Source organism: Xylanibacter brevis ATCC 19188, assembly GCF_000621725.1.
Taxonomy (GTDB): domain Bacteria; phylum Bacteroidota; class Bacteroidia; order Bacteroidales; family Bacteroidaceae; genus Prevotella; species Prevotella brevis.
In genome coordinates this window covers 1-21118 of sequence record NZ_JHXM01000009.1, presented here as the reverse complement: position 1 = coordinate 21118, position 21118 = coordinate 1, and the positions used below count along the sequence as shown (strand labels likewise).

Sequence of the window (21118 nt, the reverse complement as noted above, 5' to 3'; positions counted from 1 at the left end):
CTTTTTTATGAAAATACTTTTAATTAGGGAATAATAAATGAAGATAGAATTATTAGAGCCACATGCCATCTATGAGTTAGGTTCACGTCCTAACCAGGAGGATTGTATCTATCCTGCAAAGGGACAGGCCACCAGCGAGAACCGCGTGTTCTTGGTGTGCGACGGCATGGGTGGCTGCGACAAGGGCGAGGTGGCCAGCAAGATCGTCTGCGACACGATCAGTGCCAGCGTTGAAGAGGTGCTGCAAGCCGGCGAGCCACTCACAGACGAGGCTTTCAACAATGCTGTGACGCGTGCCTACGAAGCCCTCGATGCTGCCGACGTGAAGAACCAGGGCGAGATGGGCACCACGCTGACCTTCCTCTGTTTCCACCGTGGCGGTTGCTTGGCAGCCCATATCGGCGATAGTCGCATCTATCATCTTCGTCCCTCGTTAGGTCCCGACATGGGCATGCTCTATCGTTCGCGCGACCATTCGTTGGTGCAGCAGCTCTATGATATAGGACAGTTGTCTTATCGACAGATGAGCACCGATCCCCGCAAGAATGTCATTCTGAAAGCGTTGCAGCCCCATCAGCCCGAGCTCACCATGGCCGAGCTCACCCACATCACCGACATCAAGGCTGGCGACTATTTCCTGATGTGCTCAGACGGTATGTTGGAGCACATGGACGATGCGCTGCTGCTCTCTATCATTGGTGCCAACAGCAGCGATGAGGAGAAGGAAGCCCGACTCATCGACGCTTCGCGCGACAGTCAGGACAACCACTCGGCCTATCTCATCAAGGTGAAGAGCGTGGAGCGTGAGCCCGGCGACAAGGATCTGCCCGAGGATGAGTTTGAGGCTCGTGTCAAGAACAAGGCCCTGAACGATCCTGCCCGCAAGGTCATTCTGCCGCCACCAGCATTCCCTGAAGGCAACAACGCCACACAGGCTGTGCCCCCCGTGCAACCTGCTAAGTTTGCCACCAACCATCAGTCTATTGCTTCCGCTCCCGCTACAGAGCAAGATTTGTCGCAGTCGGGCAGTCCGATGTTGAAGGTGCTGTTGGGCATCGTTGTGGTGGCCCTTCTGGCCGTAGCAGGCTATTTCCTCTATCCTCGTCTTGTGGCTTCTTCACAACCTGAGGTGGCAGCACCCGTTGTCGAAGAGAAGATGTCGATGGCCGATGCCTACCATCAGCTTGGCACCGTCGATGTGACCTTCGACGTGGTGCGACAGATAGAACAGGACGTCGATCCAAATGGCACTGCCATGGAGGCTGAGAACTACTCCAACCGTCTCATCGCCATGAAACAAATCTTCGTGGATGGCTTCATGGCTAAGCAGCACAGTGTGGACTCGCTGACCAACATCTATCAGTTGCGTGCAGCCTACTTCTCGCCCGAGCAGCGCGAGGTGATGCAGTGGTTCATGGAGTTGCCTAAGCATCAGCAGGAGTTGTGGGAGACCTCGACCGACCGTGTTGTCAGCTTCCAGGACTTCAAGCAGTGTATGACCACTTTGATTTATTATTGAGTTGGTTACTGAGTGTTTAGCTCACAGACTCAATATAACGACAGAAAAAGTAAAAATAACAACGTATGAAAGCAATTAAGATTTTGATGTCGGCTGCTGTAGCAACAGCCCTCACATCGTGTGGCGGCGGTAGCGAAAGCAACTGGCAGCAGGAACGTGACTCTCTCATGGAGGTGAACGAACAACAACAGCAGGTGCTCGACGACCTGACGTCTTCACTGGTCGAGGTGTCGGCCAGCCTCGACTCTATAGCTCAGGGCGAAGGCATGCTGCGCCAGTCTAACGAGTCACCAATGATCACCAAGGAACAGATGATGCAGAACTTGGAAGCCTTCAAGGCTACCCTGCAGGCAAACAAAGAGCGCATGGCCCAGTTGCAGAAGCAGTTGGCCACACGCAGCGACCAGCTGGGACAGCTGAGCAAGCTGGTGGACCACCTGAATGCAGAGATTGCTGCCAAAGAGGCTCGCATCGCCGAGCTCGAGGAACAGTTGGCACAGGCCAACGCCGATATGGACTTGCTGCGTCTGGACATCAACTCACTGAGCAAGACGGTGTCTTCACTGCAAGACGAGAATGCTGAGCAGCGCCAGACCATGGAGGCTCAGACGGCCGAGGCCAACAAGGCTTACTATGTCATTGGCACCAGTCGCGACCTGAAAGAGAAGGGCCTCTTGACCGGTGGCTTGCTGAAGAAAAAGAAGGTGAACTACGAGTCGCTGAACCAGGCGCTCTTCACCAAGATTGACATTCGCAACACCACGCAGTTCAACATCCCCAGCAAGAAGGCTAAGGTGCTGACCGATGCGCCCTCCGACTCTTACTCCATCACTCAGAATGGCAACAGTTGTACGCTGCGCATCACCAACGTGCCCCGCTTCTGGAGCATCAGTCGCTATCTCATCATCCAGGCCGACTGAGTTCTTTGACAGAATAACTTTTTTGGGGTGTGTTTATGTTCTTTAGAATGTTCACTAGTGTCCAGCTTTAACTGGACACTAGTGATCGGTTACCAATATTACAAAATCAAGTCCGTTTTATTTTAAAAGCTTGCTTAATGGACTGTATTTCAATTATTTAAAAGAGTAATTAGTCCACTTTAACGGAGCAGTAGTGTTATGTAATATTAGGTTGTTGTTTAATCCAAATTTATCAAGTACCAAGTCTTTCTGCATGTCGTAGAAGTAATGCATGAGCTCGTTGCCCAGATGGTCAGCCTGCTCAATGGAGAGAGCCTCGCTATAGACACGCACCACGGGTTCGGTGTTGGACTTGCGCAGATAAACCCAGCGATCGGGAAAGTCTATCTTCAGTCCGTCGGTCTCACTGATTTGGGCGCTCTTGTCTTTAGAGAAGCGGTCTCTTACTTTCTTGAGAATGGCCTCTACATCAGTATCAGGCATGAGGTCGATGGAACTCTTTGCTATCTGATAGTCGGGGAAAGAGGCCCGCAACTGGCTGACAGTGCACTGCTGCTGAGACAGACTGCTCAGGAAGAGAGCAATGCCTACCAAAGCATCGCGACCATAGTGGCACTCAGGATAGATTACACCACCATTGCCATCGCCACCGATAATAGCACCCACCTCTTTCATCTTGGCGGTAATATTGACCTCGCCAACAGCAGAGGCGAAATACTGACCACCACGCTGCAGGGTGACATCGCGCAGAGCTCGCGTGTTGCTGAGGTCGCTAACAGCATTGCCAGAAGTATGGCTGAGCACATAGTCGGCTACACTGACAAGAGTGTATTCTTCGCCAAACATCGTGCCGTCTTCACAGATAAATGCTAAGCGGTCTACATCGGAGTCAACAACAATGCCGAGGTCGAAATGTTCTTGCTTCATGCGCCCGATAATGCCCAACAAGTTATTCTCTATGGGCTCTGGCTTATGAGCAAAGGCACCTGTGCACTCACCATTGAGTATCTCGAAGTCTACACCGAGAGCCTGAAACAATTGGGGAAGAATGATGCCACCAACGGAATTGATGGTATCAACACAGACACGGAAATGGCGCTTGCGAATGGCATCAACATCAACTAACTTTAGATTTAAGACAGCATCGATGTGGCGCTGGTTGAAGGTTTCGTCGATAGTTAACTGCCCTAAGTGTTGGATATTGGCATAGCAGAAGTTTTCTGTCTCAGCAAGAGCCAACATCTCTTTACCATCATAGGGCGTCAGAAACTCTCCATTATGATTGAGTAGCTTCAGACCATTCCACTGGCTATGGTTGTGAGAGGCTGTAATGACAATACCGCCATCAGCACCAGCCATGCGCACAGCAAGCTCGGTGGTTGGGGTGCTGGCATAGCCTATATCAATAACATCGTAGCCCAAGCCCATGAGAGTGCCAACAACAATGTTGCGCACCATCAGTCCTGACATACGACCATCACGACCTACGACCATCTTCCTGCCATGAATATAGTGGGCAAAGGCTGAGGTGAGCTTGACGATGTCAAGGGGATTCAGCGAATCGCCAGGACGCCCACCGATGGTGCCGTAGATTCCTGATATGGATTTGATGAGTGTCATATAGGTTATAAGTGTGTATTATATATGGTCGATATGGTTGGTTGTGTATTTATTCTTCTTCGTTGTTGTTTTGATACTTGATACGAAACTCCATGGGTGTCATGCCTGAGTGTTCCTTAAAGTATTTGCCAAAGAAAGAGGCATTGGGAAATTGCAGGTCATCGGCAATCTGCTGCATGGTCATATCAGTGAAGCGCAAACGGTTCTCGATAGCTTGGAGTGTGAAGAAATGAACCATCTCGCTGGGGCGCCTATTCATGGTTTCCATCAACAGCTTGGAGAGGTATTTAGGAGTGACGTTCAGCATCTTGGCATACTCATCGACACGACGGATGCGACCATCACTTTGCTCTGCCAACTGCATAAAGCGGTCGGCAAGTTTCTTACCATGCAGACCAGTATTGCCAAAAGCATTATCACCCTTGGTTCGCTGCTCTCCCCTACGCAGCACAGAGAGTACCTCTAGGAGGAAGGTGCTGACAATAGAGCGCACTATATCGGGATAGAGCGCCAAAGAACTGTTGCGCATGTGATGGCTAAGTTGCTGGTAGTAAGAATCGAACAGTGCAACATCAGTATCGGATAGTGACGCCTTGGGATGCTGCTTCAATAGCACCACATCGGAAAGACTGCTTTTAGTAAACGTGTTCATGTTCCACATTTCGCCACGAGAGAACCAGATTTGGCGACAATTAAAGTCGGGAGTAGACATAAACTTCTCCACAACAGAACGTACCATGTAGAGAAAGAGGTCATTCTTGTTCAGTTGAATGGTCTGACCATCATACTCGAACTGGGCAGCTCCTGCCGTGCAGATAATAATGATACCATGGTCCATCGGTTTTATTCTGCCAGCAGGCATACCGTCAAAGCAATCCACCAGTACCAACTCGTCGCTATCACCCATGCGAAGAGTACCTGCCCCCTTTCTTGGTTTGAACTCAAAAATATCCATAATGTTCTGTTCTTCTCATTTTCGGATGCAAAAGTAGATATAAAAAACGAAAAGGCAATGTTTGATAAGTAACAATATATGTTCGACATGTATCATCGGTATTTTTATTTCAAAAACATTATGTACCTTTGCAGCCAGAAATAAATAAGTAATCTATTTGTATTATATAATGAAACCATTTATCTACCTATCTCTTGCAGCAGTGCTTCTAACTGGAACAGCCTCTATGCAAGCACAAAACAAGACCAAAGCTAAGACACAGGCAAAGGCTAAAAGCCAGAAAACAAATACTAAAGCAACCACAAAGTCGACAGCAAAGATACTATATGTGGAGCCAGAAGATCGTAACTATGCACAGAATCTGGGTGGACACATGTTTTGGGACTATACAGCCAGAGAAGGTAATGCCTTGCTAACAGACTGGAAGATAAGCAAAGAGGATTATAAAAAGATGGTAGAAAAGTACACTTATAAGACTTTTGAAGAGGCCTATCAGAATCTGCCTGTGCTGCCCGATCCATCGCAAGTTGATACACGTGAAAAGATGACAGAATACTCAGCAGGCGAATTAAGGGCACGCGTTGAAGCCGTTGCTAACTATGAGCCAGAACCTGAGTTGAAAACGGAAAATGACAGATTTAGTAAAATCATGATGGATAATGCCAAGAAGGCACGCAAAGGACAGCCTTTCGACACCCTTTTTGTAGACAAGAAGTGGCCACAATATAATAAGGTGTTGGATAAAATGAAGGCTGCATGCACAAAGTTTTACGATCAAAATGCAGACATTGTACATTATAACGAGACGCCAGATCATGACAGAGGATGCTGGCTGCTCGAGAAGCAAGGTGGTGCACCTCGTTTCTACTTTAACATCTATTCGCCACTGGTAAAGCAGATAATTAAGGAGTGGTTTGGCTCTGACGAGTGTAAGCGTGTGCAGGTCATAGAGGACGAATTGCGTGCACGTGTGGCCGCTGAAAATCCCAAGAAGACGCCTGACTGGTTTGTGGAGGGTCGCAAGCGTGAGGCAGAGATTGTGGCCGAATACAACCGTAAGCTTTTACAGCGCTGGATGCAGAAATCGCCAGCATCACTCTTGGCAGAATATAAGGCTGCTATGGTCAAGCTGATAGCATGGAACAAAGAGGTAGAGGCCATCCGTGGTAATGATCCTATAACAAAAGAATACATTTCTGCACGCTGGTCGGTAAGAGAAGGTATAAAATCGCTGTTCCATCAATATCTTTACCTGATGGATCTCTCAGACTTACCACTTGTACGCACACCAAAGACACAGGAGGGCGCCAAGAAGTTTAAGCTGGAAGATTCGCCCTGGAAACTGTCATATCCATATAATATAAGAAGAGAATAATAATCACAACTAATAATACACAATTAACAATTTAAACTTTATGAAAACAGTGTTCAATTACACAAAAATCATGTTCGTTGCCATGGCTGCCATGGTAGTATTCACCGCCTGCACTACAAACGAGGACGACTATATCGCCTCAAGTCTGCGTAGCAGCGACTGGGAAGGTAAGATTACAGAATATTATCAGAATCGCTGGGGCATTAATGGCTCAGAATATTCTACCGTGATGGGCTTTGAGTCAAAAGATTATCACTATACCAGTGGAAGAGGCTATGAGCTGGACTACAAGACTTCTTCACCCAAAGAGAACTATGCCTTCTGTACCTTTAAGTGGTTTATCGTAGATGGCGACATCACCATCATCTATGACGACGACAAGTGGAATCCCACATATATCGTAGACTACCAGTTGAGAGGCGATAGCTTCTATGGCTTTTTCTACAATGGTTCTGACCGTAGAATTCAGTTCGATTTGGGGAAGACCAAATTTACAGAATGGGACTACTACAGAAAGAATGGTTCACGCTATCTAAACACAGACTATCGCGCTGTCAGACTAAAGAATAAGGATGGCGTAAGCGTAGCCAACGGTATCTTCGCAGAAATACTGAATAATAGTGTTCACTAAAAATCGCCCGTTTTTACGGTTGTATTTCGATTATTTCAAAGAGCGATTAGTCCACTTTAACGGGGCAGTAGTGAAGTATGTTCTTAAAAAAAGTATGTTCTTCTGTTCTTTTATTCGGCTGCGCCTCGGTAAAAGCGGCAGAGCCGAGCGATTCTGTCTTTAAACCACTGGTTTGGTGGTCCTATTTCTGCGCTTTGTAGATGCAATACTTTCGGTATTGTTTCTGGTCTAGGTGCTGGCGGACTCAATTCTAGGGGCTAGATTCACTTCATCTAGGGGCTGTATATGAGCTGTCTAGCCCCTGGATTGAACGAATCTAGCCCCTAGATTCAGGTCAAAAGTGCCACTATTGAATGTCAATAGTGGCACTTTAACGTGACAATACCTCCACTCTTGCTATGCGAAACCTACTGAATGACATACTAACTTATTTAGTCCCGAGTACTACTCGGGAGAAACGGGAGAGAAAAGATTAAAAAAATAGTGGGCTGGACGTGAGGGCTGTTCGCTATTTTTTGTATCTTTGCAGCGCAAAAATCTTAACCAATAACAATAATTGATTATATATGATGCGAAAACTATTAGTAACTATTTCAATTTTTATGCTGACTGCCGTTGGCAGTGTCTATGCACAACATTTTAATGAGTGGGATGACCCAGCTGTGTTTCAGTTGAATCGTGAGCGTGCTCACGCCATAGCCTTGCCACAACAGACAGTGGCTTCACGTGGCGAGAGCGACTACTGGGACTCGCCCTATGTTATGTCGCTCAACGGCACGTGGAAGTTTTATTGGGCACCCAATCCCGATAAGGCTCCTACTGGCTTTATTGGTACGCCGCACTTTAGTGATGGCTCCGATTGGGACGATATAGAGGTACCATGCCCTTGGCAGATTTATGCGCTGCGTCATAATAAGTCGTGGGATAAACCACTGTATGTGAATACCCGTTATCCTTTTACCTACGACCGCAAAACATGGAGTGTAATGGCCGAACGACCAGCCGATTGGACCTACACGGGGGACATGAAGAATCCCGTTGGAACCTATTACCGCACGTTTAAGTTGCCTGCCAACTGGAAAGGACGCGAGGTGTTTGTGCGTTTCAATGGTGTGGGACATGGCTACTATGTGTGGGTCAATGGCCAGTTTGTGGGCTATGCGGAAGATTCGTTCCTACCCTCAGAGTGGAACATCACCCCGTACCTGCTCGGCAAGGGTGAACAAAGTATCACCGTCAGGGCCTACCGTTTTACCAGTGGTTCGTTTCTGGAGTGTCAGGACTATTGGCGTCTAACGGGTATCGAGCGTGATGTGCTTCTGTGGTCGGTACCGAAAACGCATATCCGTGACTTTTCGTTCAGCACAGACCGCCTGACGAATCATAATACCTGTGCCGCCGCCACACTCGAAGTGGATGTGACAGGTGGGGGCACCATAGAGGCCGAGGTGCGCGATGGAAACCACCTCGTTGGCACCGTTAGTCAGGTGGCTTCTGCCGCTGGTCTTTGTACGCTATCATTTAATGATCTCGCCGTGGAGCCATGGAGTGCTGAGACCCCAAAGCTCTATGACCTCAGTATTAAGTTGATGAAGGGACGTAAGGTACTGGATCTTCGTACTCTGAAAGTGGGCTTCCGCACTGTTTCTGTGCGTAAGGATGGGGCACTGCTCATCAATGGGCAACGTGTGTTGTTCCATGGGGTGGACCGTCACGACCATAGTCAGTGGAATGGACGTACCATCACCCGCGAGGAGACTGAGGCTGACATTCGCAATATGAAGCGACTCAATATCAATGCTGTGCGTACATCGCACTATCCTGATAATCCTTATTTCTACGATTTGTGCGACCAGTATGGTCTCTATGTGTTGGCTGAAGCCGACGTGGAGTGTCATGGCAACACAGGACTCAGTCATGAGCAGACCTTCCGTGCCCCAATGGTGGAACGCAACGTACGCCAGGTGCTGACCCTGCGCAATCATGCCTGTATCTTCGGATGGTCTGCTGGTAACGAGAGTGGCAACGGTGATAACTTCCAGGCTGTGGCCGATAGTATCGTGGCCCTCGACAAAACCCGCATAACTCATTATGAGGGCAACTCACAGTGGAGTCTCACAACTAGCAGAATGTATGCCGGATTGGACGATGTGGAGCGTATCGGTCGTGAGAATCTGGAGCGTTACCAGCGTGGCGAGACGGGCATTCGCCCCTTTATCATGTGCGAAAACACCCATGCCATGGGCAACTCGATGGGCAACCAGCGTGAATATTTCGACCTCTATGAGCGATATCCCTCGCTAACAGGTGAGTTTATCTGGGACTTCAAGGATCAGGGACTCCGCTTAGGAAACGACCAAATGTATGGTGGTGACTTTGCTGATCAACCCAACGATAACAATTTCTGCTGCAACGGAGTGGTGCTGGCTGATGGATCGTGGACCTCAAAGAGCTATAACGTGAAGAAAATATATCAGCCAGTGGACTTTGTGATGACCAATGGCTGCGTATCACTGAAGAATAAACGCCAGTTCCGTACGCCACAGCAGGACTATGACATCTGCTATGCTTATTTTGATAATGGCTTGCAACAAGGCTCATGGCAGCCTTTGAACGGCACCGAATTGCAGGTGGATCAGCACCACGATGCCATTCGTTTCTCAGTAAGACAACGTGAGGCCACACTTTGGGCTGAACAGGGCTACGAGGTGGCCAGCGAGCAGTTCCAGTTGGCGGGTGCCGACTATGTGACACCAACTCCTGAAGACGAGTGTGTGGCGTTGAACGTGAAAGAAACCCCCGATGGCTATCAGGTGCGTGTGGGGCTTTTTACGTTATCCTTTCATAATGGACAGTTGGTCGATGAGAACGGAAAGGTGCTCTTTGAGCTGAATGCTTTCCGTGCTCCCCACGACAACGATAAAGAACAGACAGAACGCTGGGATAAGCAAGGACTGCGTGACTTGACATGTCATAACCAGAAAGCCTCTTATCAGCAGACCTCTGACAGTGTGATGCTGCACTTCACTAACGTTTATAGCAGTACCCATGGCACCATGCATTTTACCACAGAGGAGACCATCACCATATATAATAATGGTGCCATTTGTTTTGACAGCGATATCATGCCAAGCGAACTAGGTTGCGAACTGCCTCGTCTGGGCTATCGAGCAGTGCTTCCAGGCGAGCTTGAGCAGTTGCGCTGGTTGGGTCGTGGCCCTCACGACAGTTATCGCGACCGTAAGGAGAGTGCCTTTATCGGTTTGTGGCAAAGCACTGTCAGCAACCAGTGGGAGAACCATGTGCTGCCTCAGGAAATGGGCAACAAAGAAGATGTGGCTTGGATGGCACTCACAAACACCAATGGCGTGGGCGTACTGTTTGTTGCTCCTGATACAATGGCAGCCTCGGCAGGTCATTGGGACGATCGCGCAATCTATACCGATCGTCACCACCGTCTGCGTCATCCTAGTGAGGTGAAATTTGAAAATAAAACCTATGTCAACCTGGATGTTTACAACCGTGCGCTGGGCAACAGCAGTTGTGGTCGCGACGTGATTGAGAAGTACAGAATTCCTGCCGATAAGACTCACTTTTCCGTTATCGGAAAACTGCTATTTTCACCCATCACCAACGAGGAACTAGCAGTATTAGCTCGTCAAACAGCCATTTGTGGCAGATGATATCTTTTTTGACAACATAAGTGTAATAAACAAAAAGATTGCTTCTTAAAAAAGGAGCAATCTTTTTTTTTGTATTAGAATATTGTATTTTGAAATTTAATTCTTACCTTTGCAGCGTCAGAAAGTCTAATTTGCTGGATAATAATTATAATAACAATATTGTAGTACAAATAAAAACCAGAAAATCTAATGAAACTATTTACTCAGATTAAGATGCTGGCCCTAATGGCTGGCGCAATGATGACCACCGATGCTGGTGCTGTCATCACACCAAACAAGGTTAGTTCAGGAGACCTCTTGATTAGTAAAGTGTTCTATGCTGCTTCTAAGAAAGCAGCTGGCTCTGGCAACTATGTGGCTGGTCAGTACGTAGAGTTATACAACAACCGTGACGAGGCTGTTGAGGTGCAGGGCCTGTATCTGGCACTCTTGGAAAGCGAATCAGCTGCTTCGGCCTATACGCAGGCTGTCATTGAGGAGAATGCAGACCTGAAGGCTGCGTTGGGCGGAAAGATTGTAGTGAAGCAGATCTTTCAGATTCCTGACGATCAGACTTACACCATCGAGGCAGGAAAGTCGATGATTATCTGCAACAGTGCCACAGACCACACTGCAGGTGCCGTGACTGGTCACGACCTCTCTGGTGCTGACTTCGAGGTGAAAACAACCAACACGAACTATCCTCACAATGATGCAGTGCCAGCCATGAAGCTCATCTACACCATGACACCAACGCTCGACTTCATGAACCTTTCTTATACAGGCACGGGTTCGGCAAGTGTGATGCTGCTGAAAAACAATGCTGCTGCTGTTGTGACGGCAGAAGAGAGCCTCGTGTATGGTAGGGGAAAGACCACGGGCAACAAGTTTGCACTGGTGAACCCATACTACGCCATTGATGCCGTAGATATACTGGGTAACGTGAAGAACAAGGGCGTTGACGCCACCATGAAGCGACTGGGCGACACCTACGACCAGGGGTATGCTTCGACAACGGCAGAAGGTGGCTACAATGGCGAGACGGTGTATCGCAAGACGGCATTCGTGACTCCCGCCGGACGCAGGGTGCTCTATGATACCAACAACTCTACAGTTGACTTCCAGTCATCGACCACCATTCAGCCACGTGCTTACGATGAAGAGCTGGCCGGGGTTACAGAGCAGGAAGTGACTATTCCTGAGAGCGGATTCCTGGTGTTCCGCCCCGAGAAGAGCTGCTTTGGCGAAAGTGCTATCTCCTTTAACTATATCACTACGAACGCCAAGAACACGAACCTCACCTATAATATATATGGTGGAACGGACGAGCTGCTAGCTAAGTCAGTGTTTATCCTGACAGGACAGCCCGGCACTTACAAGGTTTACTACAGCGAGGCACAGCCATCCAAGAAGATTCCAAGCAATGCGCTCACATGGTCAGAGGTTGATGCGCTGGAGTTCAGCGGCAGCCAGAAGTCACGTGCCATCTATAAGTGGGTGTGCACCCCAGAGAAGGTGGGCTTTGAACGTGTAGCTAAGACAACAGAGGGACTGTATAACAAAGCCACATTCAGTGGCGATGACCGTCTGTATCTTTATCTCACAACAGCAATGGTCGACGCTTTCTCAGCAGAAAATGGTGCAGCATCAGCTGAAGAGTTTACCTTCATCAAGTGGTGCGGACCAATGCCTGAACCAACCGCAGTACAGACGGTGAAGACTGCTGCCAACAGTCAGTCGGTTACTTTCTACACCCTGGACGGCCAGCAGGTACGCATGCTGATGCCTGGCAAGATCTATATCAGTCGTCAGGCTGATGGCACGGCCACAAAGTTCTACAGCAAATAACGAAAAACTACCAACTGTATTCATCGTTCATTGTCTCAGAAATGAGGCAATGAACGATGAATTTTTTATAAAAATGGAGCTTTTTGATAGCGCGAATATAAATTTTTTGTATATTTGCAACTGATAATCTACCTTTACGCTAACGCGTGCTAATGAAATAACGTTTATAGATATGATCATGAAGAGACTTTTTAACACCATGATTGGGCTGCTGCTTTGTGGCAGTCCGATGACCGCATGGGCTCAGATGACAGCCGACGAGGTGAGAGTGATCCACGAGATCGACACGGTGTGGAACTTTGGACTGCAGGGCATCAACCTGTATAGCAGGTCTATGCACCGCATAGACATTGTATATCCTTCTACAGACCCTAAGGGCAATCCCACAGAAATGAGTGGCTATGTGGCAATACCTAACGACATCTATAAGGATCATCAGCCCGTAGATGGCATCTTGTTGTACAGCCACTACACGCAGATGGGCTACGATGGCGCACCTACTAGGGGCTATGCTCAGGGCGAAGATTATGTGATGGCTAGTCCGCTGAAGCCCAACTATATAGTGGTGACCAGCGATCAGTATGGCTATGGCGTGACCGAGGGCAAGGGCTACTACTACTGCTATGGCGACGCCAATGCACAGGCAGGCATAGACTGTCTGCTGGCGGCCAGGCTGCTGCTCGATGCGCGCGGTATCAGTCAGGGTAAACTGCTGGTCAATGCGGGCTATTCGTCGGGTGGCTATGAGGCGATAGCCATCCAGAAGTTGCGCGACATGAAATATCGCGACGTAATCTCGTTTGATAAGACCGTTGTGGGCGGTCTGCCTTTCGATATGGTTGAGGCTTATAATGAGATGATAGACAAGAAGGATGACACCGACTTGAAACTGTTTGGACTGCTGATGATACTGGACAGCTACAACACACATGGCGGCCTGGAACTGGATATTCCCAGCATGCTGAATGAGCCTGCGGCGTCGATGTTTGACGAGTGGTTCCACACGGGCAAATACTCCACCCAGCATGTGAAGGACGCACTCGATGGTCTGCCCATCACAGAGGTGCTGAAGGACACCCTGCTGAAGTCCAGTTCGCCCGTGGTGAAAAAGCTGAAGCAAGCCATGAAGGACGTGGCCTTGGAGAACGACTGGGAGCCTGACACTACACAGAACTATTTCGTGCTGAATGTGCTGCACGATTGTGTGGTGCCTACTGGCAGCTGTAGGTCTCTGATTAACTTCCTGTCCACATATCGTTATGATGGAGAGACGAGCCCGCTGTTCAAGAAGAGCATTGTGCCCGAACAGACGCACCTGCAAACGAACTTTGTGATACCATCGAAAGACCATGTGTATGTGGGTGGTCTCACTTACTATCTGCAACTTGCTATCATGTTGAGCACCCTGCCTGTTTTATACTATGACGGTGAGCTAAACACGCATTATGCCGATCTGATCAAGGATGCAACGCCGATGAACATCATCCATAAACTGGAGGATGCAGGCATCGACCTGAAAAAGATTGTGCAGGAACGAATGGGAGGCGAAGGTTCGGGCAATATCTTCTCGCTGATGGCTGAGTTGGACGAGAAACTGCAACCGCTGGGCTTGACATCTCTGGACGTGCTGCAAATGGCAGACGACAGTGGCCTGTCGCTGTTGGACATCTTTGAAATCTACACCTATCTGACGACGGAGGAAAGTCGTGGTAGTGACTATCGAGAGATACCGGCACTGCGACAGACCAATCGCGTAGCCGACGTGAAGGAAGAGGACGGCACGTTCAGCGTGATGACACTCAACGTGGACGGACTGCCCAACAAGTGGTTGGTGCTGGACGTGAACAAAGACGGACCTAAGTCGGAAGGCAGCATGGCTATCAGTAGCTATCTGGCCAGCAAGAACTGCGACATCATCGCTATGCAAGAGGACTTCAACTACCGCTGGGAGATATGGTCGCAGCTGTTTGCCAACTACCAGCATGATGAGTGGACGGGTGGCATCATTTACGAGGATATGCTGGACTGTGACTTCCTGCATCCGCAGAACATCAAGTTGCCATGCGACGGTCTGAACATGTCGTGGAAGAATGGCAGCCAGTCTGGTGCCTACCAGCGCGTGGCATGGGAGCGCAGCTTTGGAAAGTTCAGTCACGACTTCGACGACATGGTGACAAAGGGCTTCCGCCGCCATGATATGGTGCTGGGCGACGGCACAGAGGTGGTGGTGTATAACATGCATATGGATGCCAGCAGCTATCGTGACGAGACGATGGGCAACGATGCGAAAGATCGCGAGGTCAGACTAGCGCAGTGGATCCAGTTGCGCGAGCATATCATGGCCCACTTGGATGCACGCCCCGTGATCGTGATGGGCGACATGAACACGCTGTATCACAGGGATGATGTGAAGAAGGTGTTCTTCGACGAGATAGCAGCCACGGGCCTGGCTACTGCTGCCGATGTATGGGTTGAGCTGCAGCAAAATGGCATCTTCCCCGAAATGGGTGGCGAGCCCCAGCAGGGCGAACTGCTCGACAAGGTTATCTATATCAATCCCGCGAATGCGTCAACCACCATCGCTCCGCTGAGCTACGAGGTGGATAAGGCGGGCTATGAGGCGGATGGCAAACCTCTGGGCGACCATTATCCCGTGATTGTGCGCTTTGCGACGCAGACTGCTAGGGATGCCGCAGGCGTGAAGACGGTGGAGCAGCATGCGGACAGCCAGGAATGGTTCTCGGTTCAGGGCATTCGCAAGGATGCGCAGAGAAAGGGCATCGGCATCAACCGTCAAGGACAAAAGGTGCTGTTCTAATCAAGCCGAATAGCCAGGCTATTCAGGCCGTTTTGCAGAGCAAGAGTTAAGCTTTTACGTTCCAAAAGCTTAACTTTTGCTCTTGTTCTAGACTCTAGTATGCTCATTTCTAGACTCTAGAACGTGCGCATCTAGACTTTAGATTATCTTGTTCTAGACTCTAGAATGCACATTTCTAGAGTCTGGATTTTGTATGGTATTTATCGTTTTACATCAGTAAGGTGCCAATATCACTTCCTTGAACAAAGACTATTGACCATCTATTGTGCCACTTTTACTCCACTGATCATTTCGTTCTATAGTGGCGTATATACTGATGGCACGATGGTAAAGATCATGAGATAAGTTGCGCTTATACCTAATTCTAAATATAAGGACCACCATACGTCTTTTGGTATTTTTGTTTCATTTGAGAGAAATAATGATATGTTGAACGTTTTTTCTTATTGGATGTATCATTTTTTATTGTGAAGATGCCTTTTTTAATATACATTTGCGCCAGAATTAAGAATTTTACCAAATGTATTATTAATTTAAAACACTAATCTTTATGAAAAAAGTATTTTTACTCACAGCATGGTTTGTAACAACGGTTTGTAGTGCACAGGTCGTAATCTGGAATGGCGATGGCAAGGAACTGGGAAGTGACGGTGGCTTCTGGAATCGGGCAGAACCTGTTGTCGTAGAGGAGCAGGGCAACAACGTGATGAAGTTCACGATGAAAGCTAATCCTGGTGGCTGGGGAGATGAGCATCATAATGGCGCAATTCCTCTGGAAGGTGTTGACTTCAAGGGGCTGCGCCGACTGACCATGCGACTGAAGATGACAGACAGTCACAATGTGATGGTTAGACTCGAGGGCAAGGAAGGTGCCTTCAATACGCCACGCTGGGCATGGCAGGATGGTGGCAACGAATGGAGAATTCTGACTTATGAGTTTGCAGAGGGACCTGATGCTGAAAAGATTACCGAAGACAATAACCTGGTGCTTTCCATCTGGCCTTACGAGGAGACAAGTGAGGGCGATGGAAAGACTTTCTATGTTGACGACATCAAACTGGAAGGCCCGATGGTTAATGATAAGGGAATCCTTGCGTATGCAGACAATTCACTCGATGGTGAGGTGACGATCACAGGTGTTATAGGCAAGGGTACCTATCAGTGCACATGGGATGGCGACTGGCATTCGATGGATTATGATGACTATGCCCTTATTGCAAAGAAGCTGGCTCCTACGGCAACTAAGCTCATCGTCAAAGATGCCGCCCGTTGGGATGAAGACTGGAGCGCTATCGAGGCAAAGTGTAATGGTATTGAAATCGTTAAAACGGATGACGTCAACCATATTGACACAGCCGTTTTGAAACATAGCGCTGATAAGATGTTTGACCTTCAGGGACGTCAGGTAGTGAAACCTGTTAAAGGTATTTATATCGTAAACGGTAAGAAGTTTGTAAGATAACAAGTGCGTGAGATATTCGCAAAAAAATCGTTCACTGCCCAAAGAGTAGTGAACGATCTTTTTCGTTGACACCCGACAGAACGATGGCGATGCCTTCACGCTGACTCATCAAGCACATGTTCTCCAGATTGTGAAGACCGGTTGAGTCTATGAAGGGAACCACTTTTACTCCACTGATCATTTCGTTCTATAGTGGCGTATATACTGATGTTTTGGTGTGTCATTAAAACAATTTTTGTGGTTTTTTGTTTCAATGACTCTTATATGCTGTTGATTTTTTAGGATATGACTGAATAAATGATTTTCTTTGCAATTGTAGATTGCCAATGATGTTTACAATACCTAAATATTAACCCTAAAACAGTGTAATTATGGCTTTAATAACATGCCCTGAATGTGGTAAGCAGGTGTCTGATCGTGCTGCTACGTGTCCACAATGTGGCTGCCCATTGCAATCGGCAGCCCCCACCGGACCTGTTCCTCCCCCAATGCCCGGGGGGTATCAACCTACTAATGCAATGCCATCAAACGCAATGCCCTCTAATCCGCAACCCTCAAACCCACAGCCTTTCCCACCGAAACCTCAAGCTGCTGGCAATCAAGAGATGAGCGCCTCGAAGATGGCGTGCCCTCATTGTGGTGCTGATCTTGGACCAAAAGACTTGTTGAGCAAGGACTGGGCTAAGTGTCACCAGTGTGGTAAGGCTATTTTGTTGGGTGGCGGTGGTAATGCTTTCGACGATAACCTGATTATTGAGCTGCTCGCGAAGTTTACCATTACAAAAGACGAGTATCACAAATTCTTCATGCAGTTCCTCATGGAAAATGCGCCTGTGGACGTGTTCGACAATATGAAGATTGTGGATATTAAGAGAAAATATTTCTGGGCTCGTGAGTACGGACAGGCCACCGAGCGCGCTATCTTCCCGCTGTGTAAGTATGGTAAAGAGTTCTTCGAGAAACTGTGCGGCACGCCCTATATGCTGATTGCTGACTATGAGGAACACTTCAATACGAAAGAGATGGTGCCATTCGCAAGCGATTATATTCGCGACACGGAGGTAATTCCTAAGGAACAGTCGGCCTCGGAGAACCGTTTTGAGTTCTCGCACACAGACATTGGCTCGTATATCCCAACACCAGCCTACTACTGTCTGCCGGTGGTCGAGGAGGTTGTGGAGTATAACGGACAGCAGTACACCTTCATCGGCACAGCAAGTGGCGATCGCTGGTGGTACGAGTTTGATAATTTCCCGAATGCTGAGTTCTTGAAGCAGAGTCCCGACTATACCAGCATGAAGCCGGTGACGTGGATTGTGACTGCCATCCTCATATTGATACTGTTGCTGATCGTCTTTGCACTGTTTAAGGCCGGCTTCTGGACTGGTGTTATTGGTGTGGCAATCCTGGGCGCGATAGGCTATTTCCTCGGACTGATTGTCTATGGACTGATAGCTCTTGTCACTGGCGGTATTGATGCCATCATCCGTGCCATTGTCAATCGTATTATCCGTAAGAAGTTCCGTGCACGCTGGCAGGAGTTCCAGGAACATAAGCGTCAGTCTGCTCAGCGTAATTTTAAACTGGATTTGAAATACGACGTTCCTGAGTTCCCAATACCTTAATGTATCACTAATAAACAGAATTATACGACTATGGGATTTTTTAAGAGAGATCCAAAAGAGGCCAACTATGTGGGTGGCGAGAAGCACTGGGCTGAGTCTATAGAGAATGTTGGCTTTGGAGGCGATATGATTTCGCTCCATCCTGATCAAGACTTCAACACCAATTCTACGCTGACAGTACACCCCGGAGAACAGGCTATCTTCGAGAAAAACGGACAAATATACCAGATGTTCACCGAGGGACGCTACCAGCTGAAAACGGAGAACTATCCCTTTATCAGCCGTCTGCGCAATGCTTTTACGGGTGGCGTGAGTACCTTCAACTGTAGGGTGTTCTTTATCCGAACGGCCACAAGTATGGAGGTGAACTGGGGAGCTGGCGATATTCAGGTGCGCGATAAGAAACTGCGCGTGGCCTCGAAAGTGTTTGCACGTGGTGCCTATCGCGTGAGTGTGGAGGACGGTGGAAAATTCCTCTTCAAACTGATAGGCAACGGCATCAGTTCGTTTGGTGCTGAGGAGTTGCAAGACTACTTCCGCAATGAGTTTTTGGAACATATCAAGACGGAAATAGCCACCGTCTTGGTGGAACTGGAAGGCGAGATACTGGGCATTCAGGCTCGACAGCGCGAGATTAGTCAGAAGATTTCACCGCTGGTAGCTGAGGTGCTGTCTGACTATGGCGTGAAACTGGAACGCTTTTCGATTTCTGCTCTGGAAGTTGATCTGGACGACGAGGTGCGTAAAGCCTATGAGGCTAAGCTCGGTAATGCTTCTGCCGACTCGGAAGTGATGGATATCCTTGGCGATAAGTGGGCTGCTCAGCAGCAGGTGGACATCATGAAGACCATGGCCGCCAACCAGGGCACGGCATCAATAGGTGCCGGAATCGGTATGGGAATGGCTGCGGCAGGTTCTTTCTTCGGTATGGGACAGCAAATGATGGGACAACCGATGGGGCAGCAACAACCTATGCAGCAGGCTGCTCCGCCTCCCATGGCGCAGTTCTGGCTCTTTGTGAACAACCAGCAAGTGGGACCGGTGCCCATGCAACAGCTTGCTCAGTATGTGCAGACTGGACAGCTGACTCCTGATACGATGGTGTGGAAAGAGGGAATGCCTCAGTGGGCTGCCGCTAAAACGGTGCCCGAGCTGCAGCAGTTCTTTGCAGCGGCTGGAGCGACTCCTCCACCCATGCCTCCGACACCTCCAACCCTTTAAACGAAATTAGAAGATTATGAGAATCAATCAAATGACTTTTGTGGCACTGATGGTGTTGGTGCTCATTGTGCTGAATGTGTTGTTTTTTGTCTGGACTGATGTCGAGACACGAGGCATTGTAGAGTGGATGTCGTATGGATTTGCCATGTTTTCTTTTGTGGTGGCGTCTATAGCGGTGTTGCGCGTGAGCAAGGATAGCGATGAGGTGTATCACCTGACCACAACATTTCTGCCTCTCTCTTACTTCTGTGTGCAGACCGTGCTGAGTGCCGTGGCTATTGGCTATGGCATGGTGCTTCGCAGGACACAGGAAACGGTGCAGAGTTTGACAAACAACATGCAGGATACGGTGAATAAGGTGGTGGAGAGTCTGCCTGACAGTGTGGCTGGCATTGCTACCGACAGCATAGGCTCTGCGATAGGAAATACGGTAAATACGACGACTGAGACGGTTGTCGGAAGGTCGATGTTCCTGGCGGAGAACTATACGGTGATTGTCCTGTCTGTATATCTGCTGGTGCTGCTGTTCTATGCTTTCAATTTGGGCATACACAAGACTGCCAATGATGCCACAAGGGAATCATTGGCCGAACAGGCTGCTGAACAAGACTCGAAGATGCAGTTGAGTCAACGCTTGCAACTGTTGGAGGTCAAGGTGAAAGATGCTGCTGCGAAGAAAGAAGTGAGCAGGCTCTATGAAACCATTCGCTATGGAGCCAACCATACGACGCCACAGGGAAAACAGATAGAAGGCGCGATCACTGCTGGCCTGGACGAACTTTCTGCGCTTATTGACCGTGCAGACTGGGAGAGAGTGAGGGAATTGGCCCAGGAACTGACCGTCAAGGCAAAGATGCGTTAAATTATTAATATTATTAAGGTAGATAATTATGAAAAGTGGATTCGCAAAATTCTTAACCTCTGGCTTCTATACTGAGGTTACAGCACTAAAGGCGCTGGGATGGACGATATTTATCTTCTTGCTGGGATTCTTTATCGTATATTGGATTATCAAAGGAATTATCCGTCTGTTCTCTAAGAAAGATAAAACGCCTGACGAGTAATAAACCGATATCGGATTAGCTTCTAAAGTCGCCGTTTATGGCGCAAGAAGAGAAAAAAAGAAAGTACACAAGCAGACTTTGAAGTGCCCCCGAAAAGTTGGACGTTAAATTAATCGTTAATTATTAATCTCTCTATAGTAGTGAGCTCGGTATTGTACCGGGCTCATTCCTTTTAACCTCAATTTTATTCTTTTATTGTTATACCAGAGAATATATTTCTTCAGTTGCTGCTCAAAATCCTCTACGGAGTCAAACTGATTAATGTATAGCAGTTCATTCTTCATCAGACCGAAGAAGTTCTCCATCATTGCATTATCCAAGCAATTTCCTTTTCTGGACATGCTTTGCACGATACCATGTTTTTTGAGCAGTTCTTGATACATCAGGTGTTGGTAGTG

The 21118-nt window shown here is 48.3% G+C and carries 15 protein-coding genes and 2 pseudogenes; 13 read left to right on the top strand and 4 right to left on the bottom strand.

Annotated features, from left to right (window positions below; all coding sequences use genetic code 11):
- The first annotated feature begins 37 nt into the window (after positions 1–37).
- Positions 38–1519: a PP2C family protein-serine/threonine phosphatase gene (locus T433_RS0105850; RefSeq protein WP_027455200.1), complete on the top strand. Its 1482-nt coding sequence runs from the start codon at positions 38–40 to the stop codon at positions 1517–1519.
- Positions 1520–1584: 65 nt separating this feature from the next.
- A complete protein-coding gene (locus tag T433_RS0105845; RefSeq protein ID WP_155808404.1) occupies positions 1585–2439 on the top strand; it encodes a Cbp1 family collagen-binding glycoprotein adhesin in 855 nt (284 codons plus the stop codon).
- Between the two features lie 153 nt (positions 2440–2592).
- On the opposite strand, the gene glmM is transcribed toward T433_RS0105845, so the two are convergent.
- Entirely contained in the window at positions 2593–4059 is a 1467-nt protein-coding gene (glmM, locus tag T433_RS14795; protein ID WP_081778388.1) for a phosphoglucosamine mutase, read from the bottom strand.
- A gap of 49 nt (positions 4060–4108) precedes the next feature.
- Entirely contained in the window at positions 4109–5014 is a 906-nt protein-coding gene (locus T433_RS0105835) for an AraC family transcriptional regulator (protein WP_027455198.1), read from the bottom strand.
- A gap of 226 nt (positions 5015–5240) precedes the next feature.
- On the opposite strand from T433_RS0105835, the gene T433_RS0105830 reads away from it, so the two are divergent.
- From T433_RS0105830 to T433_RS0105805, 6 genes are all read left to right on the top strand, one after another.
- The gene (locus T433_RS0105830) at positions 5241–6389 is read left to right on the top strand and encodes a hypothetical protein (RefSeq protein ID WP_027455197.1); all 1149 of its coding nucleotides are present in this window, start codon (positions 5241–5243) and stop codon (positions 6387–6389) included.
- Between the two features lie 40 nt (positions 6390–6429).
- On the top strand, positions 6430–7020 hold the full coding sequence (locus T433_RS0105825) for a hypothetical protein (protein WP_155808403.1): 591 nt from the start codon (positions 6430–6432) through the stop codon (positions 7018–7020).
- Between the two features lie 566 nt (positions 7021–7586).
- Positions 7587–10703 (top strand): glycoside hydrolase family 2 TIM barrel-domain containing protein, encoded by a 3117-nt coding sequence (locus T433_RS14790; protein WP_081778387.1) that lies wholly within the window; start codon positions 7587–7589, stop codon positions 10701–10703.
- A 189-nt stretch (positions 10704–10892) separates the two neighbouring features.
- Complete coding sequence (locus tag T433_RS15865) at positions 10893–12530, top strand: DUF4876 domain-containing protein (protein ID WP_052357011.1); 1638 nt, start codon at positions 10893–10895, stop codon at positions 12528–12530.
- Positions 12531–12708: 178 nt separating this feature from the next.
- Positions 12709–15348: an endonuclease/exonuclease/phosphatase family protein gene (locus tag T433_RS0105810; protein ID WP_155808402.1), complete on the top strand. Its 2640-nt coding sequence runs from the start codon at positions 12709–12711 to the stop codon at positions 15346–15348.
- A 550-nt stretch (positions 15349–15898) separates the two neighbouring features.
- The gene (locus T433_RS0105805) at positions 15899–16810 is read left to right on the top strand and encodes a hypothetical protein (protein ID WP_027455194.1); all 912 of its coding nucleotides are present in this window, start codon (positions 15899–15901) and stop codon (positions 16808–16810) included.
- Between the two features lie 43 nt (positions 16811–16853).
- Here T433_RS0105805 and T433_RS16455 read toward each other — a convergent pair.
- Positions 16854–16979, bottom strand: a pseudogene (locus T433_RS16455) (STAS domain-containing protein); the annotation flags it as partial.
- A 202-nt stretch (positions 16980–17181) separates the two neighbouring features.
- Between T433_RS16455 and T433_RS17015 the strand changes: the two are divergent.
- The 5 genes and pseudogenes from T433_RS17015 to T433_RS16445 all read left to right on the top strand — a co-directional run.
- A pseudogene (locus T433_RS17015) lies at positions 17182–17256 on the top strand (zinc-ribbon domain-containing protein); the annotation flags it as partial.
- Between the two features lie 72 nt (positions 17257–17328).
- On the top strand, positions 17329–18435 hold the full coding sequence (locus tag T433_RS16450) for a hypothetical protein (RefSeq protein ID WP_231478054.1): 1107 nt from the start codon (positions 17329–17331) through the stop codon (positions 18433–18435).
- A 30-nt stretch (positions 18436–18465) separates the two neighbouring features.
- On the top strand, positions 18466–19656 hold the full coding sequence (locus T433_RS14780; RefSeq protein ID WP_052342238.1) for an SPFH domain-containing protein: 1191 nt from the start codon (positions 18466–18468) through the stop codon (positions 19654–19656).
- 16 nt (positions 19657–19672) lie between these two features.
- Entirely contained in the window at positions 19673–20518 is an 846-nt protein-coding gene (locus T433_RS0105790) for a hypothetical protein (RefSeq protein WP_155808399.1), read from the top strand.
- A gap of 28 nt (positions 20519–20546) precedes the next feature.
- Positions 20547–20720 (top strand): hypothetical protein, encoded by a 174-nt coding sequence (locus T433_RS16445; protein WP_155808398.1) that lies wholly within the window; start codon positions 20547–20549, stop codon positions 20718–20720.
- A gap of 116 nt (positions 20721–20836) precedes the next feature.
- On the opposite strand, the gene T433_RS0105780 is transcribed toward T433_RS16445, so the two are convergent.
- The coding region (locus T433_RS0105780) for an IS3 family transposase (RefSeq protein ID WP_027455192.1) at positions 20837–21118 on the bottom strand (282 nt) is incomplete at its 5' end.

What these genes read in the sequence shown, in the direction of transcription:
- T433_RS0105850 (WP_027455200.1), top strand. Translation starts at nt 38, where the DNA reads ATGAAGATAGAATTATTAGAGCCACATGCCATCTATGAGTTAGGTTCA.
- glmM (WP_081778388.1), bottom strand. Translation starts at nt 4,059, where the DNA reads ATGACACTCATCAAATCCATATCAGGAATCTACGGCACCATCGGTGGG.
- T433_RS0105835 (WP_027455198.1), bottom strand. Translation starts at nt 5,014, where the DNA reads ATGGATATTTTTGAGTTCAAACCAAGAAAGGGGGCAGGTACTCTTCGC.
- T433_RS0105790 (WP_155808399.1), top strand. Translation starts at nt 19,673, where the DNA reads ATGAGAATCAATCAAATGACTTTTGTGGCACTGATGGTGTTGGTGCTC.
- T433_RS0105805 (WP_027455194.1), top strand. Translation starts at nt 15,899, where the DNA reads ATGAAAAAAGTATTTTTACTCACAGCATGGTTTGTAACAACGGTTTGT.
- T433_RS16445 (WP_155808398.1), top strand. Translation starts at nt 20,547, where the DNA reads ATGAAAAGTGGATTCGCAAAATTCTTAACCTCTGGCTTCTATACTGAG.
- T433_RS0105830 (WP_027455197.1), top strand. Translation starts at nt 5,241, where the DNA reads ATGCAAGCACAAAACAAGACCAAAGCTAAGACACAGGCAAAGGCTAAA.
- T433_RS14780 (WP_052342238.1), top strand. Translation starts at nt 18,466, where the DNA reads ATGGGATTTTTTAAGAGAGATCCAAAAGAGGCCAACTATGTGGGTGGC.
- T433_RS14790 (WP_081778387.1), top strand. Translation starts at nt 7,587, where the DNA reads ATGATGCGAAAACTATTAGTAACTATTTCAATTTTTATGCTGACTGCC.
- T433_RS0105845 (WP_155808404.1), top strand. Translation starts at nt 1,585, where the DNA reads ATGAAAGCAATTAAGATTTTGATGTCGGCTGCTGTAGCAACAGCCCTC.
- T433_RS0105825 (WP_155808403.1), top strand. Translation starts at nt 6,430, where the DNA reads ATGAAAACAGTGTTCAATTACACAAAAATCATGTTCGTTGCCATGGCT.
- T433_RS16450 (WP_231478054.1), top strand. Translation starts at nt 17,329, where the DNA reads ATGCCATCAAACGCAATGCCCTCTAATCCGCAACCCTCAAACCCACAG.
- T433_RS0105810 (WP_155808402.1), top strand. Translation starts at nt 12,709, where the DNA reads ATGAAGAGACTTTTTAACACCATGATTGGGCTGCTGCTTTGTGGCAGT.
- T433_RS15865 (WP_052357011.1), top strand. Translation starts at nt 10,893, where the DNA reads ATGAAACTATTTACTCAGATTAAGATGCTGGCCCTAATGGCTGGCGCA.